A 14,114-nucleotide genomic window follows, 5' to 3' on the forward strand; every position below is an offset into this window, starting at 1 on the left:
GCCGGTCAGGCGGCGAGCAGGGCGTCGATCTGGCCGACGGCCTCCTTCAGGCCCTCGTCCATGCCCATGGTGACGAGCTGCTCCATCTGCTCACGGGAGTCGAAGAGGGAGCGCATCTCCATCCGGGTGCCGCCGCCGTGCTCGGTGAGGGTGACCCGCACGGAGATGGTCGGCATGTCGTCCTTGGGCTTTCCGTCGTCGTCGGCGAAGCCGTCGGTGAACTCCAGGGACGTCGGCGCGGTGACCGAGGTGATCCGCCACCAGCCGCGGTGCCGGTCGCCCTCCGGGCCGGTCATGAAGTACGTGACGTCCCCGCCCGGGGTCAGATCGTGCTGCTCGACGGTCGCCGGGTAGGTCGGCGGTCCCCACCAGCGCTCCAGCTGCCGGGGGTCGGCCCACAGCAGCCACACCCGCTCGACGGGGGCGGCGAAGTCGGCGATCAGGGTGAGGGTGAGGTGGTCGAGGTCCTTGTCGACACTGGTGACACTCATCTCAAGGGTCCTTCCGTGGCGTCGTTCTCGGCGTTCTCGTCGCTCTCTTGGTTCTGTTGGTTCTCTTCCGGTCCGGGGTCCTCGGCGAGCAGCCGGGCCATCCGGTCCACACGCCCGCGCCATGCCGACTCGAGTTCGTCGAGGGCCTGGCGTGCGCGGTCCACCGCTTCGGGGTCCGTGCACACGAGCTGCTCCCGTCCGCTGCGCCGCTTGGTGACGAGACCCGCCCGCTCCAGCACGGCGACGTGCTTCTGCACCGCCGCGAAGCTCATCGGGTAGGACTCGGCCAGCCGCGACACCGACAGGTCCCCACGCACGCAGCGGCGCACTATGTCCCGGCGCGTGGTGTCGGCCAGGGCGTGGAACAGCCGGTCCACCGTCTCGTCGCCCGGTTCATCCGCAACATCTACAACCATTTGGTTGTACGTTAGCTCCGTCGCCCCCTTCTGTAAAGCGCGACACGCCCGCCCACTGAAGCGGCCCGACGGGGGTACTCGGCGCCCCATGAGCGAGAACGAGCAGGTCAGCAGCTCGTACTGGATTCAGACGGCACCGGACGGCCGCCACCCCGCCCTTGCCGACGAGCTGGACGTCGACGTGGCGGTGATCGGCGCCGGGATCGCCGGACTGTGCACGGCGTGGGAGCTGACGCGGGCCGGACGGAGCGTGGCGGTGCTGGAGGCCGGGCGGGTCGCGGCCGGGGTCACCGGACACACCACCGCCAAGGTCACCGCCCTGCACACGCTCGTCTACGACAAGCTCCGGCGCACCCGCGGCCCCGAGGGCGCCCGGCTGTACGCCCGCTCCCAGTCCGAGGCGATCGAGCGCGCGGCCGGGATCGTCGAGGAGCTGGGCATCGACTGCGCGTGGGAGACCCGGAGCGCCTACACCTACGCGTGCGACACGGGCCGGGTGGACGAACTGCGCGCCGAGGCGCGGGCGGCCGCCGAGGCCGGGCTGCCCGCCTCGTTCGTGACGGAGACCGGGCTGCCCTTCCCGGTGGCGGGCGCGGTCCGGGTCACCGGGCAGGCGCAGTTCCACCCCCGCAAATACCTGCTGGCGCTCGCCGCCGACCTGGTCGAACACGGCGGGCGGATCTACGAGGACACCGCCGTCCTCGGCCTGGACGAGGGCGAGCCGTGCCGGCTGTCCACCACGACCGGGGCGACGGTCAGGGCCCGGGACGTCGTCGTGGCGACGCACTACCCGATCTTCGACCGGGCCCTGCTGTTCGCCCGGCTGTCGCCGCGCCGCGAGCTGGTCGTGGCCGGGACGATCCCCGCGGACCAGGACCCCGACGGCATGTTCATCACGCCCGACGAGGGCATCCGCTCGGTGCGCACGGCTCCGCACGAGGGCGACCGGCGGCTGCTCGTCGTCACCGGCGAGCACTTCACCCCGGGCACCGGCGACCCACGGGCCCGCTTCGCACACCTCACCGCCTGGGCCAGGGAGCACTTCCCCGACCTGGACGTCACCCACCGCTGGGCCACGCAGGACACCGACCCCACCGACACCGTGCCGCTGGTGGGCCCGCTGCACCCGGGCGCGCGGCACACGTACGTGGCCACCGGCTTCGGCGGCTGGGGCATGAGCGGCGGCATGATGGCGGGCCGCCTCCTCGCGGCGCAGATCACGGGCGAGGAGTGCGCGTGGAGCGGGCTGTACGACCCGCGCCGGCTGCGTCCGGCCGTGCGGGAGGCGCCGTCGTTCCTCAGGACGCAGGCCAAGGTCGCCGGCCACTTCGTGGGCGACCGGTTGCGGCCGGTGCCGCCCGTGGAGGCCCTGCCGCCCGGCGAGGGCGCCGTGGTCCGCGCCGACGGCCACCGCCTCGCGGTCTACCGCGACGACGACGGCTCCCTGCACGCCGTCTCCGCCCGCTGCACCCACCTGGGTTGCCTGGTCGCCTTCAACGGCGCCGAGCGCGCCTGGGAGTGCCCCTGCCACGGCTCCCGCTTCGACACGGACGGCAAGGTGATCCAGGGCCCGGCGACCAAGCCGCTGGAGCGGCGGGACATCTGACGGCCGGGTGACACCCGAAGCCACGACGCATAAGAGGGCGATTCCACCCATATCTTCATACAGTGATCACACTCTTCCGTCGTGTCACCGCCGCATGCGCCCTGTGCACGGCTCTCGCCGCCTGCGGCACCACCCACCCCCCGCGGGCGGCGACGTCACCGGTGCCCGCTCCACCGCCGAGACCCCCGACCCTGGCCCCGGTCCGGCGGGCCTCACCCCCGTTTTCGAGCACGGCCCCCGCACCCGCGGCAGGACCGTCGCGCTCACCTTCGACGCCGACATGACCGCCGGTCAGGGGGCCCGGGCGGCGGCCGGTGAGCGGTTCGACCACCCGCGGCTGATCTCGACGCTGCGCGCGCTGAAGGTGCGGGCCACCGTGTTCATGACCGGCCGCTGGGCCGAGGAGTACCCCGCCCAGGCCCGCTCCATCGGCCGGGACCCGCTCTTCGAGGTCGCCAACCACTCCTACAGCCACTACGCCTACACCCCGGACTGCTACGGCCTGCCGACCGTGCCCGAGGAGCGGAGGCGGTCGGACGTGGAGCGGGCCTACGCCGCGCTCCGGAAGGCCGGCGTACGGGACCCCCTGCCGTACTTCCGCTTCCCCGGCGGCTGTTACGACCGCCGGGCCCTGAAGGCCCTGGCCCCGACCGGAGTCACCGCCGTGCAGTGGGACGTGGTCGGCGGTGACGCCTTCGAGACGGACCCGGACGTCGTCGCCCGGCAGGTGCTCGACGAGGTGCGGCCCGGCTCGGTCGTCGTCCTGCACTGCACCCGCAGCGCCGCCCCGGCGACCGAACGCGCGGTGCGGACGATCGTCCCGGAGCTGCGCCGCAGGGGCTTCCGGTTCGTCAAGGTGTCCGAGCTGATCGAGGCCGTGGGCAACCGCCCCTGACCGTCCTACGCTGGACATATGAACGACAACGACTACTGCCTGATCGCCCCGACCAGGCCACCCCGGGCGGAGGGCCCGCCCTACGCCGAGTGCGTGCTGTGCCGCAAGCCCACGGAGTACCCGGAGTCGTACAAGGGCATCACCCTCTGCCCGGTCTGCGAATGGCAGGAGGCCCAGCGCACGGCCTGCTCAGGGTGATCGGCGGGAGGCGAGCGCACCGGCCAGGGCCAGTGCCCCGGCCGTGACCAGGGCTGCCGCCGCCAGGGGCAGCAGCGGGAGGGAGACGGTGCCCGACCGGGAGCCGGTCACCAGGCCCTGCACCGCCGCCTGTGCCGGGGAGCCGGTGGCCACCAGGGACAGCAGGGCCGCGAGCAGCAGGGCCAGGACGGCACGGCCCCGCGACCGCAGCAACGGCCGGCTCGTGAGCGCCCCGACGGCCGTGCCGAGCAGGGCGCAGGCCAGGGTGGCGAGCAGCCCGGCACCGCAGGCGGGGGCGAGCGGCACCCGGGCTCGGTGGTCCGAGGTGACCGGGTCGCTGAGCAGGGTCACGAGAAGGGTCGTGACGGTACCGAGCGCCGCCGCGCCGGCCAGCGCCACCAGCAAGCAGGCCACATGGGCCCGGGCGGGCCCGACGGCAGCCGCCGCACAGCCGCGCGCGGCCTCCGGCTCGCCCGTGACGCAGATCCGCGCCAGCCAGGCCGCGACGGGCAGCAGCGCGGCGGCGGCGTAGCCGAGCGAGTCGAGCACCGGCTGGCCGCCCTGGATGCTGATGGCGAGGAAGGCGGCGTACAGCAGGAACGGCGGCAGCCAGCGCTGCGAGCGCAGCAGCAGGGCGGCGTGGTAGCGCAGGAGGGCGGTCATCGGCTGCTCCCGGGGGCGTCCGGCTGCGGAGCCACGCGCACCACGTGCCAGGGCGGGCGGGCCGTGAGCAGGGCGCGGAGCAGAAGGTCGGAGTGCGGGGCGGGGACGGTCAGTCGGTAGCCGCCCGGCTCTGTCTCCTCGGCGGAGGCTGCGGTCCGCCGCACGTCGTCGGGGAGGCGCCCGTCCGGCGGACCCTGCACCTCGACCGTGACACACGGTCCGGACGGGAGCGGCTGCGCCACGTCCCACGGGACGAGCGTCCCCTCGCGCACGGTGTACGTCGCGTCCGGCAGGCCCGCGAGGCGGCGCGGGTCGTGGTCGACGAACACCACGGAGCCGCCGGCCGCCGTGCGTTCGGCGACCGCCCGTTCCAACTCCGCGCGGGCATCGCTGTCCAGGCCGGTCCACGCCTCGTCCAGCACCAGCAGCTCGGGGTCCGCCAGCAGGGCCTGCGCGACCGCGACCTTCTGGCTGCTGCCCTTGGACAGCCGGGCCATCGGCGTATCGGCGTACGCGGCGGCCCCGAGGCGCTCCAGCCACTCGCCGGCGGCTCGGGCGGCCGCCGCACGGGACAGACCGTGCACGGTGCCGAGGTGGGTGAGGTAGCCGACGGCCGTGAAGGGCAGGGCCGGCGGGAACCGTTCGGGGACGTACGCCGTGCGCGGCCGGCCGGTGATCCGGCCCTCGCTGGGGGCGTCGATGCCCGCGAGCAGGCGCAGGAGCGTGGACTTGCCGGTGCCGTTGGCCCCTTCGACGCGGACGAGCCGGCCCGGGGCCACCGTCAGGTCGACGCCACGCAGCACCCAGGGGCCGCGCAGGCCGTAGCGGCGGCCCGCGTTCTCCAGGCACAGGTCGGGTCGCATGGGGCCCATCCTGCACGATCTTGCGGCTGGCACACTGGGCTTTGTGAGCGAAGACCCGACGCCCGTGAGCGACAGTCCCTTCCGGTCCGAGACCTCGGTGCGCGACACGGCGCCGCAGTTCGTGCTGCCGTTGGTCGTGCGGATCGAGCGGGGGGATCCGCCGGTGCGTACGGACGCGCTGGAGACGGCCGCGCGGGCGGTGCTGACGATTCTGGGCGACGAGCGGTCGGCCGGGGACGGTGAGTGGGCGCGGGCCATGCGGGACTGGCAGGACGCGCGGATCCGCAAGGTGGTGCGGCGGGCCCGGGGCGCCGAGTGGCGGCGGGCCGAGGCGCTGCCGGGGATCACGGTCACCGGGGAGTCGGCCGAGGTGCGGGTCTTCCCGCCCGTCCCGCTGGACGGCTGGCCCAAGGACCTGGCCCGGCTTCAGGTCTCCGGCACCGATCTGGACGACCCGGAAGCGCCGGTGGCCGCGGATCCGGCCGCTCCCGTGCTGTGGGTGAACCCGCACCTCGGCATGACGGCCGGCAAGGCGATGGCGCAGGCCGGTCATGCCGCCCAACTGGCCTGGTGGGAACTGACCGGCGAGGAGCAGGCAGCCTGGCGCGACGCCGGCTTCCCGCTCGCCGTGCGGACGGCCGCCCCGGCCCGCTGGCCGGAGCTGACGGACAGCGGGCTGCCGGTGGTCCGGGACGCGGGGTTCACGGAGATCGCCCCCGGGCCGACCTTCGCGGTGGAGGGGGTCGACCGTATCCGCGCCCTCGCGCGTGCGGGACGGCCCTAGGGCGGGGCGTCAGGTCGTGATGGTGGTGACGGCGTCGACGCCGTAGGTGCGCGCGTAGCCGTTCTCGGTGCCGACGAGGAGGTCGACGACCTCGAACCAGCGGTCCCAGAAGGGGGTTTCCCGCAGGGCGTCGACGAGGAGCTGGTAGGCGTGGTGGTCGTCGGCCTCCCAGACCCAGACGTCGGTGACGCGCGCGGAGTAGAACTCCGTGTCGTAGAAGCGTGACCGGACGCCCGTGGTCCTGGCCTTGACCACGGGGACGACCTCGGTGGCGAGGGCGTTCACGCGCTCCCCGGGTGTCATGGCGAGCCATTCGGGTGTGGTCTTGACGAGCATGAAAGCCGTCACGGGCGCGGTGGTTTCCTCGGTGGACATGGTGGCTCCTTCGGTGTGGGTGGGTGGGGTCAGCTCCGGACCGCGGGATCGAGGGTCTCGGCGCACCACCGCGCGAACGTGGTGGGGGTCGCGGTGTCCGGGGTGCGGACGGCACCGGCGTCGAGGCCCTCGTCCTTGGCCCGCTTCATGTCGGCGACGCCCTGGACGAACGCCTCGTCGAGGCCGTGGCCGGCGAGGGTGGCGCGCAGGTCGTCGAGCGTCTGGCGTGCGTAGCGGACGGGGCGGCCCAACCGCTCGCTCATGACGCGGGCGAGATCGTCCGGCGAGAGATCCTCGGGGCCGAGGACCGGGACGCTGTCCGTGCCGGTCCAGGAGCGGTCCAGCAGCAGGCGGGCCGCGACGGCGGCGATGTCGGCGACCGCGACGAGCGGGGCCTTGCGGCCGGCGGCGACGGTGTCGGTGAAGACGCCCCTCTCGCGGATCGCGTCGGCCTCCTCCAGGAGGTTCTCGAAGAACGACGGGCAGGCGAGGGCCCGGTGGGCGACGCCGGTGCCCGCGATGAGGTCGTCCATGGCGAGGGAGGCGGTGACCAGTCCGGCGCGGTCGGCGAGCGGGGTGCCGCGGCCGAGCGCGGAGACGCCGACGACATGGCCGACGCGGTGGGCGGCGAGCGCCTTCGTGGCGGGGAGGGTGAAGCCGGAGTAGGCGTCGTACGGGGTCCGGGAGGAGTCCGGGGGCACGAGCCAGAAGACGGCGTCCGCGCCTTCGAAGGCCCGGTCGACGACCTCGGCGTCGCCGTGCGAGCCGGTGACCACCTCGACGCGGTCGCGCACGGTGCCGGGGAGCCGGGCGGGGTCGCGTACGACCACGCGCAGTTCCTCGCCCCGGGCGGGGGCGGAGTCCAGGAGCAGCGGCAGCAGACAGCGGCCGATGTTCCCGGTGGGAGCGGTGATGACGATCATGGAGAACCTCACGGATCGGGTGCCGGATCGGTGGTCCTCATCCTCCGGAGCCCAACACCGTTGCCACAATGGGAACTTCAGCAAGGGATCATTGCCCGGAATGGAATTACTCTGGTGAACAGCCCGGACCCGGTCATCGACGCGAATCTCGCCGTGGCCCTGCACGCCCTGCTCGACGAGCAGAGCGTCACCCGCGCCGCCGCGCGCCTGCACACCTCCCCCGCGGCCATGAGCCGCGCCCTCGCCCGGCTCCGCCGTCTCCTCCATGACCCCCTGCTGGTGCGGGCGGGGCAGACCATGGTCCCCACCCCCCGTGCCCAGGCGCTGCGTGAGGAGGCCGCCGCGGTGGTGCACCGCCTCGGGGCACTGCTCGGCCCCGGCGCCGAGGCCGACCCCGCCACCCTGCGCGGCACCTTCACCCTCCAGGCCTCCGACCTGCTCGCCGCGGCGCTGGGCCCCGGGCTGCTGCGCCTGGCCCGGGAGGAGGCGCCGGGTGTCTCGTTGCGGCTGCGCGCCGAGGAGCTGGAGGCCGGGCCGGCCCTCCGCGACGGCCGGATCGACCTGGAGGTCGGATCGATCGACCACGTCGACCCGGAGACCCGGGTCGAGGAGCTGGTCACGCTGCGGATGGTGGCGGCGGTCCGGCCCGGTCACCCCCTCACCCGGGAAACCCTGACCCCGGACCGGCTCGCCGCCGCCGAGCATGTCGTGGTCAGCCGCCGCGGCCGGTTCACCGGGCCCCTCGACAGCGCCCTGGCCGAGCGGAACCTCCGCCGACGGGTCAGCGCCGTCCTCCCCAGCCACCTGGCCGCACTGCACCTCGCCGCCCGCGGCGACGTCGTCTGCCTCGTCCCCGCCGCCCTGCCCGGCGACCCGCCGTCACCCGTGACCGAGGCCGCCGGCACCCTCGGTCTCGACCTGCTCGACATCCCCCTGCCGCTGCCGCCCCTGGTCATCGGCATCGCCTGGCATCCCCGCCACGCCGCCGACGGAGCGCACCGCTGGCTCCGGGACGCGGTCCGCCGGACCCTGCGCCCAAGTCCCTGACAAAGGCGCGGGCGTCCACCCGTTCGGCGCAGCCGCGGGCGCGCCGGTCGCGGGCGGGTGCTCCAGTGGGGTTACCAGACACCCGACCCAGGAGGCAGCCATGACCAGTGCCGCGCCCCCTCCCCCCGCTCCGCCCGCCCCCGACCGGACGCCCGGCGACTCCGGCAGCAGTGGCGACGCCTGGGCTGCCGGGGGTCTCACGCTCGGTGGCACCCTGATGGTCGTCTACGGCCTCTTCGCGGTGTTCCAGGGCATCGCGGCGATCGCGAACGACGAGGTGTACACGAGCTTCGGCGAGTACGTCTTCGCGTTCGACCTGACCGCGTGGGGCTGGATCCACCTCGTCGTCGGGGTGCTCGTGGTGCTGGCCGGGTTCGGCCTGTTCACCGGCGCCACCTGGGCGCGGGTCGTCGGCGCGGGCGTGGTCGGGCTGGCGCTGATCGCGAACTTCATCTGGCTGCCGTACCAGCCGTTCTGGTCGATCATCATGATCGTGACCGGCCTGTTCGTGCTGTGGTCGGTCTTCAACTACCGCGCCTCCCCACCGGCGTAGCCGCCGCCCGGGGTCAGGACGTCGGCGGCGGACGCCGGTCGCGCTGGGCGACGACCGTGTGCAGATGGCGCGTCAGCGCGGTGGCCGCCGCCGTGAGGAAGACGAACGTGTACAGGATCTGGACGACGGCCACCATGCGGGCCTCCTGCCCGCTCGGGGTGATGTCGCCGTAGCCGACGGTCGCGAGCGTGACGACGGTGAAGTACAGCGCGTCGACCCGGGTGCGCAGGCCGGTGAACTGGCCCGGCTGCTGGGCGAGTGCGTAGTAGCCGGACGAGAAGACCAGTACGGCCAGGCACATCAGCAGGGAGATGACGAGGCCCGACCGGGTGTGCGGCTTCTCCAGCACGATGTCGCGCACCTGGCGCAGCAGCAGCGCGGCCACCAGTCCGAGGCACAGGACGAACAGCGGCCAGCCCAGCCAGGGGCGTTCCGCGCTGAGCCCCTCCAGGGGCAGCAGGAAGTAGGCGGTGCCCCCGGCCAGGACCAGGACTCCCGCACCGGCCCACAGCCAGCGGGCCACGGCCGGATGCCCCGGGTCCCGTCTCCGCTTTCGCGCGGGGTGGTGCGGCTGCTCGCTGCCGTCGCGCATAGGTCCGGTCTACGACGCATCGGGGGGTGGCGCTAGCCCGGTGCCTCCGTCGGTGAACCTCAAATGTTCCTCTGAAGGCATCCGGGGCAGGGTTCGGGGCCGGGCGGCTGGGCCATACCCCCCTCACGTTCGAGGTACGGGCCGTGCGGAGGAGGGGGACGAATGGAGCGACTGGGGACGGGCATCGGGTGGCGGCCGGAGATCGCGGACGCCGTGGAGCGCATGCCGGGGATCGACTGGGTCGAGGCCGTGGCCGAGAACGTCTGCCCCGGGCATCTGCCAAAGGCGCTGGAGCGGCTGCGCGAGCGCGGCGTCACCGTGGTGCCGCACGGCGTCTCGCTCGGCCTCGGGGGCGCGGACCGGCCCGACGAAGGGCGGCTGGCCGCGCTGGCCGAGCGGGTGGAGGCGCTCGGCTCGCCGCTGGTCACCGAGCACATCGCGTTCGTACGGGCGGGCGGCGCGCTGACGGCGTCCCCGCGCCTGGAGGCGGGCCATCTGCTGCCCGTGCCCCGGACCCGGGACGCCCTCGACGTCCTCTGCGAGAACGTCCGTATCGCGCAGGAGTCGCTGCCGGTGCCGCTGGCCGTCGAGAACATCGCCGCGCTGATCTCCTGGCCGGGCGAGGAGATGACGGAGGGCCAGTTCCTGTACGAGCTGGCCGACCGCACCGGTGTCCGGCTCCTCATCGACGTGGCCAACCTGCACACCAACCACGTCAACCGCGGCGAGGACCCGGCCAAGGCCCTCTCCGAGCTGCCCCTGGAGGCCATCGCCTACGTCCATGTCGCGGGCGGCTTCGAACGCGACGGCGTCTGGCACGACAGCCACGCCCACCCCGTCCCCCGCCCGGTCCTCGACATCCTCACCGACCTCGCCTCCCGCGTCTCCCCTCCGGGCGTCCTCCTGGAACGCGACGAGAACTTCCCGGAACCGGCGGAACTGGAGCGCGAGCTGGGCTCGATCCGACGGGCACTGGAGACGGGCGCGGTCGAACGCGTGAAGACGCAGCTCCTGGAGGAGGGCAGCGCGGCCGCGCGGCGCGCGAAGGAAGGGGCAGGTCACGACGGTGGGCTGCTCACCGATGCCGGACGGACCACAGAGACCGGGGCGGTCGGGGCGACACGGGGCGCCTTCGACCTGCCCCACCCCGGGGCCCGGGAGCGGGTGGGGCTCGCGCAGGCCGCGTTGTTGTCGGCGCTGGTCGCGGGGACGCCCGTGCCCGAGGGGTTCGACCGGGTGCGGGTCGCTGTACAGGCGCGGGCGCTCGCCGCGAAGCGGGCGGATGTCGTGGGGAAGGTCGCGCCCGAGCTGCCGGTGATCCTCGGGGAGGACTACCGCACCGCCTTCCTCGGCTACGCCCAGACCCACCCGATGACCGACGGCTACCGACGCGACGCCCTCACCTTCGCCGAGCACCTGCTGTCCTCAGGTCGCCCCGGGGACGCGCAGGCGCGGCGGGAACTACGGGAGTGGTGGCTGGAGCGGTCGGGACCGAGTCCGCGCTCCCGCCGCCCCGGCCACCGACTCGCTCGCGCCACACGCAGGGTCCTGCTGCGGCGTTGAGGGCCCCGGCCCCTAGAGCTGCTTCTCCGGTACCGCGTCGCCCGCCAGGGCGTCGCCCCGGCCGTAGTGGTGCGTCGTGAACATGTAGATCAGGCCCGACCCCACCACCACACCGCCGCAGATCAGGACGATCCAGTTCTCCCACCACGACTTCTCCGGGGAGCGGGCCCAGCAGATGTTGATGATGGCGAGGATGCCGTAGACCAGCGCCGCGATGTTCACGGTCAGGCCCCAGCGGCCCAGGGTGAACTCCCCCGCCGGACGCCAGCCCTTGAGGCGGGCGCGCAGCGCGGCCAGGACCACCATCTGGAACGAACCGTAGATGCCGAGGATCGCGAACGAGACGATGTTGGTGAGGGCGTCCTCGGACAGCAGTGAGGCGAAGGCGATGAGCAGGGGCACCGCCGCGGACACGAACAGCGCCCAGCTCGGCACCGCACGGGAGTGGACGAACCGCCGCAGCAGCTTGTGCCCGACGATCATCTCGTCCCGGGCGTAGGAGTAGATGAGCCGCCCGGCCGCCGCCTGGAGGCTGATCGTGCAGGACAGGAAGGAGATCAGCACCACGGCCATCACCAGCCGCGCCCCGGTCTCGCCCATCGCGTCGTACAGCACGGTCACCACCGGGTCGGCCTGCTCGCCCGAGATGATCGCGTTGAAGTCGGTGACCGACAGCAGCAGCGACATACAGGTGAACGTGGCCGCCGCGCCGCCGATGTAGATGGTGCGCCGCATCGCCCGGGGGATGACCCGGCCCGGGTGGGCGACCTCCTCGGCGGTGTCGCCGCACGCCTCGAAGCCGTAGTACTGGTAGAGGCCGATGATGGCGGCCGCCAGGAACGCCGGCAGATAGGAGCCGTCGCCCTCGGTGCCGTAGGTGTCGAAGATGATGCCGATGTTGTGGTGACGGTGGGTGGCCAGCAGGTAGATGCCGACGACGAGGGCGCCGATGAGCTCACCGGCGAAACCGATGATGGCCGCCGCCGAGAGCCACTTGGTGCCGCAGTAGTTGATGAGGATGGCGACGACGATGAGCACGGCGGTGCACAGCACGGTGGTGTGCACGGTGGCGTCGAAGCCGAAGAGGATGGCGATGTAGGGGCCTGCGCCGTACGCGACGGAGGTGATGGTCACCAGCAGCGCCCACATGTACACCCAGCCGGTCATCCACGCCCAGCGCTTGCCCCACAGCCGCCGGGCCCAGGGGTAGACGCCGCCCGCGATCGGGTACTGGGCGACGATCTCGCCGAAGATCAGCGCGACGAGGAACTGGCCGCAGCCGGCCAGCACGAACGCCCAGATCATCGGCGGTCCGCCGTCGACGATCGCGATGCCGAAGAGGGTGTAGGTGCTCACCACCGGGGAGAGGTAGGTGAAGCCGAGGGCGAAGTTGGCCCAGGGGCCCATGTCCTTGCGGAACTCCGAGCCGGGCTCCCCTCCCGGGGTGCCCGCGGCCGGTGCGGGAGGCGGTGCGGTGGTCACTGTCCGGCCCTCCGTTCCGCGGCCGGGGTGCGGCCGCTGATCAGGTCGGCGGCGCGTTCGGCGGTGAGCAGGACGGTCACCATGGGGTTGATCGTGGGCATCGTCGGGAAGATCGACGCGTCGACGATCCGTACGCCCTCGAAGCCGCGCAGTCTCAGCTCCGGATCGCAGACGGCCAGCGGATCGTCCGGGGCGCCCATGCGGCAGGTGCCGGCGGGGTGGTAGACGGTGTGCGCCACGCGGCGGCCATACTCCGACAGGTCGGCGTCGGAGACGACGTCCGGGCCGGGCGCGACCTCGCGGACCAGCCAGTCGCTCAGCGGGGCGGTGGCGGCGACCTCGCGGGCGATCTTCAGACCGTCCACGATGGTGCGCTCGTCGTGCCCCTCCGAGTCGGTGAAGTACCGGAAGTCCAGGGCGGGGTGCTCGGCGGGGTCGGCGCTGCGCAGCCACATGCGGCCGGTGGACCGGGCGCGCGGCACGTTCGGCGTCATGCAGACGCCGTGCTGCGGCACGGGGTAGCCCAGGCGTTCGGTGTTGACGGTGAACGGCACCTGGTAGAAGTGGAACATCAGGTCGGGGCGCGGCCCGCTCTTGTCGCGGCGCAGGAACAGTCCGGCGTCGGAGTCCATCGCGGAGTTGGGCGGCAGCGGGCCGTCGGTCTCCCAGACGATCACGGACTCGGGGTGGTCGAGCAGGTTCTCGCCGACGCCGGGCAGATCGGCCCGTACCTCGATACCCAGCTTGCGCAGGTCGTCGGCGGGGCCGATGCCGGAGAGCATCAGCAGGCGGGGGGTGTCGACGGCACCGGCGCACAGCAGGAGTTCGCGTTCGGCGCGTACGGTGGCGGGCTCCCCGTCTGCGCCGCGCACGGCGACCCGGGTCAGCCGTCCCGCGTCGTCGGTGAGCAGCCGGTGCGCCCAGGTCTCCAGCAGGAGCGTGAGGTTGGGCCGGTCCATGATCGGGTGCAGGTAGGCCACGGAGGCGGAGGAGCGCAGATTGCCCTCCGGCTCGTAGGCCAGCGAGAAGAAGCCGGTGCCGTCGGCGAAGGGTTCGGCGTTGAAGTCGTCGACCACGGGGACGCCGAGGGCGCGGGTGGCCGCGGTGACGAAGTCCTTGGCGATGGGATTGCGGTCGGCCTCGGCCACCGGGACGATGTTCGTCCGCAGCCGGTCCCGGTAGGGGAGGATCGTCGCCGGGTCCCAGCCGCGGCAGCCCCGGGCCACCCAGTCGTCGAGGTCCTGCGGCAGCGGCAGGAAGCTGATCAGCGTGTTGTGGGAGGAACAGCCGCCGAGCACGCGGGCCCGGGAGTGCAGGATGTGGGAGTTGCCGCGCGGCTGTTCGACCGTGGTGTACCCGTAGTCGTACTCCGAGTCGAGCAGGTTGATCCAGTTGCGCAGGCGCAGGATGCGCTCGTCGCCGACATCGCTGGGGCCGCCCTCGATGACGCAGACGCGGCAGTCGGGGTCCTCGCTCAGCCGGGCGGCGAGCACGCAGCCGGCGGTGCCGCCGCCGACGATGACGTAGTCGTAGGCGGACTCGGCGCCGTGCGCGGTGGTGGGGGCCATGCGGTGCCTTTCTTCGGTGGCCGTCGCGCCGCGGGCGGGCGGGCGGCCGGTCTTCGGTGGTCGTCGCGCCGCGGGCGGGCGCCGTGCTGCCGGAA

15 protein-coding genes and 1 pseudogene are annotated in these 14,114 nt (G+C 73.3%); 7 read left to right on the forward strand and 9 right to left on the reverse strand.

Annotation, left to right across the window (positions count from 1 at the left end; all coding sequences use genetic code 11):
- Window positions 1–5: 5 nt before the first annotated feature.
- Window positions 6–491, reverse strand: a complete 486-nt coding sequence (locus tag NNW99_RS07380) for an SRPBCC domain-containing protein (protein WP_215117900.1) — start codon at window positions 489–491, stop codon at window positions 6–8.
- Entirely contained in the window at window positions 488–907 is a 420-nt protein-coding gene (locus NNW99_RS07385; protein ID WP_251057734.1) for a helix-turn-helix transcriptional regulator, read from the reverse strand. The genes NNW99_RS07380 and NNW99_RS07385 overlap by 4 nt, the downstream gene beginning before the upstream one ends.
- Before the next feature lie 88 nt (window positions 908–995).
- Here NNW99_RS07385 and NNW99_RS07390 point away from each other — a divergent pair, with 88 nt between their 5' ends.
- The 3 genes and pseudogenes from NNW99_RS07390 (at window position 996) to NNW99_RS07400 (ending at window position 3,606) form a co-directional block, all read left to right on the forward strand.
- Window positions 996–2,513: an FAD-dependent oxidoreductase gene (locus NNW99_RS07390; protein WP_215117901.1), complete on the forward strand. Its 1,518-nt coding sequence runs from the start codon at window positions 996–998 to the stop codon at window positions 2,511–2,513.
- Between the two features lie 62 nt (window positions 2,514–2,575).
- Window positions 2,576–3,408: pseudogene (locus NNW99_RS07395) on the forward strand (polysaccharide deacetylase family protein).
- Between the two features lie 18 nt (window positions 3,409–3,426).
- Window positions 3,427–3,606 carry a hypothetical protein gene (locus NNW99_RS07400; RefSeq protein ID WP_215117902.1) on the forward strand — a complete coding sequence of 60 codons (180 nt, stop codon included), beginning with the start codon at window positions 3,427–3,429 and terminating at the stop codon, window positions 3,604–3,606.
- On the opposite strand, the gene NNW99_RS07405 is transcribed toward NNW99_RS07400, so the two are convergent.
- Together NNW99_RS07405 and NNW99_RS07410 are read right to left on the reverse strand one after the other, a co-directional pair.
- Window positions 3,598–4,269 carry an ABC transporter gene (locus NNW99_RS07405; protein ID WP_215117903.1) on the reverse strand — a complete coding sequence of 224 codons (672 nt, stop codon included), beginning with the start codon at window positions 4,267–4,269 and terminating at the stop codon, window positions 3,598–3,600. The genes NNW99_RS07400 and NNW99_RS07405 overlap by 9 nt on opposite strands.
- The gene (locus tag NNW99_RS07410; protein ID WP_215117904.1) at window positions 4,266–5,132 is read right to left on the reverse strand and encodes an ATP-binding cassette domain-containing protein; all 867 of its coding nucleotides are present in this window, start codon (window positions 5,130–5,132) and stop codon (window positions 4,266–4,268) included. The genes NNW99_RS07405 and NNW99_RS07410 overlap by 4 nt, the downstream gene beginning before the upstream one ends.
- Here NNW99_RS07410 and NNW99_RS07415 point away from each other — a divergent pair.
- Window positions 5,131–5,916, forward strand: a complete 786-nt coding sequence (locus NNW99_RS07415) for a peptidyl-tRNA hydrolase (protein ID WP_215117905.1) — start codon at window positions 5,131–5,133, stop codon at window positions 5,914–5,916. The two genes, NNW99_RS07410 and NNW99_RS07415, sit on opposite strands and share 2 nt — an antisense overlap.
- Window positions 5,917–5,925: 9 nt before the next feature.
- On the opposite strand, the gene NNW99_RS07420 is transcribed toward NNW99_RS07415, so the two are convergent.
- Both NNW99_RS07420 and NNW99_RS07425 read right to left on the reverse strand, forming a co-directional pair.
- Complete coding sequence (locus NNW99_RS07420; protein WP_215117906.1) at window positions 5,926–6,291, reverse strand: darcynin family protein; 366 nt, start codon at window positions 6,289–6,291, stop codon at window positions 5,926–5,928.
- 29 nt (window positions 6,292–6,320) lie between these two features.
- Window positions 6,321–7,214 carry an NAD(P)H-binding protein gene (locus tag NNW99_RS07425; RefSeq protein ID WP_215117907.1) on the reverse strand — a complete coding sequence of 298 codons (894 nt, stop codon included), beginning with the start codon at window positions 7,212–7,214 and terminating at the stop codon, window positions 6,321–6,323.
- 114 nt (window positions 7,215–7,328) lie between these two features.
- On the opposite strand from NNW99_RS07425, the gene NNW99_RS07430 reads away from it, so the two are divergent.
- Window positions 7,329–8,261, forward strand: coding sequence for a LysR family transcriptional regulator (locus NNW99_RS07430; RefSeq protein WP_215117908.1), 933 nt, complete (start codon window positions 7,329–7,331; stop codon window positions 8,259–8,261).
- Between the two features lie 100 nt (window positions 8,262–8,361).
- Window positions 8,362–8,814 carry a hypothetical protein gene (locus NNW99_RS07435; RefSeq protein WP_215117909.1) on the forward strand — a complete coding sequence of 151 codons (453 nt, stop codon included), beginning with the start codon at window positions 8,362–8,364 and terminating at the stop codon, window positions 8,812–8,814.
- 13 nt (window positions 8,815–8,827) lie between these two features.
- Here NNW99_RS07435 and NNW99_RS07440 read toward each other — a convergent pair whose 3' ends face one another.
- On the reverse strand, window positions 8,828–9,406 hold the full coding sequence (locus NNW99_RS07440; RefSeq protein WP_215117910.1) for a potassium channel family protein: 579 nt from the start codon (window positions 9,404–9,406) through the stop codon (window positions 8,828–8,830).
- 162 nt (window positions 9,407–9,568) lie between these two features.
- On the opposite strand from NNW99_RS07440, the gene NNW99_RS07445 reads away from it, so the two are divergent.
- Window positions 9,569–10,969: a DUF692 domain-containing protein gene (locus tag NNW99_RS07445; RefSeq protein ID WP_215117911.1), complete on the forward strand. Its 1,401-nt coding sequence runs from the start codon at window positions 9,569–9,571 to the stop codon at window positions 10,967–10,969.
- Between the two features lie 12 nt (window positions 10,970–10,981).
- Here NNW99_RS07445 and NNW99_RS07450 read toward each other — a convergent pair whose 3' ends face one another.
- Together NNW99_RS07450 and NNW99_RS07455 are read right to left on the reverse strand one after the other, a co-directional pair.
- Entirely contained in the window at window positions 10,982–12,451 is a 1,470-nt protein-coding gene (locus NNW99_RS07450; RefSeq protein ID WP_215117912.1) for an APC family permease, read from the reverse strand.
- Window positions 12,448–14,019 carry a GMC family oxidoreductase gene (locus tag NNW99_RS07455; protein ID WP_215117913.1) on the reverse strand — a complete coding sequence of 524 codons (1,572 nt, stop codon included), beginning with the start codon at window positions 14,017–14,019 and terminating at the stop codon, window positions 12,448–12,450. Before NNW99_RS07455 ends, NNW99_RS07450 begins: the two co-directional genes overlap by 4 nt.
- Between the last annotated feature and the right edge of the window lie 95 nt (window positions 14,020–14,114).

This window comes from Streptomyces sp. CRCS-T-1 (assembly GCF_024442335.1).
GTDB lineage: Bacteria > Actinomycetota > Actinomycetes > Streptomycetales > Streptomycetaceae > Streptomyces > Streptomyces koelreuteriae.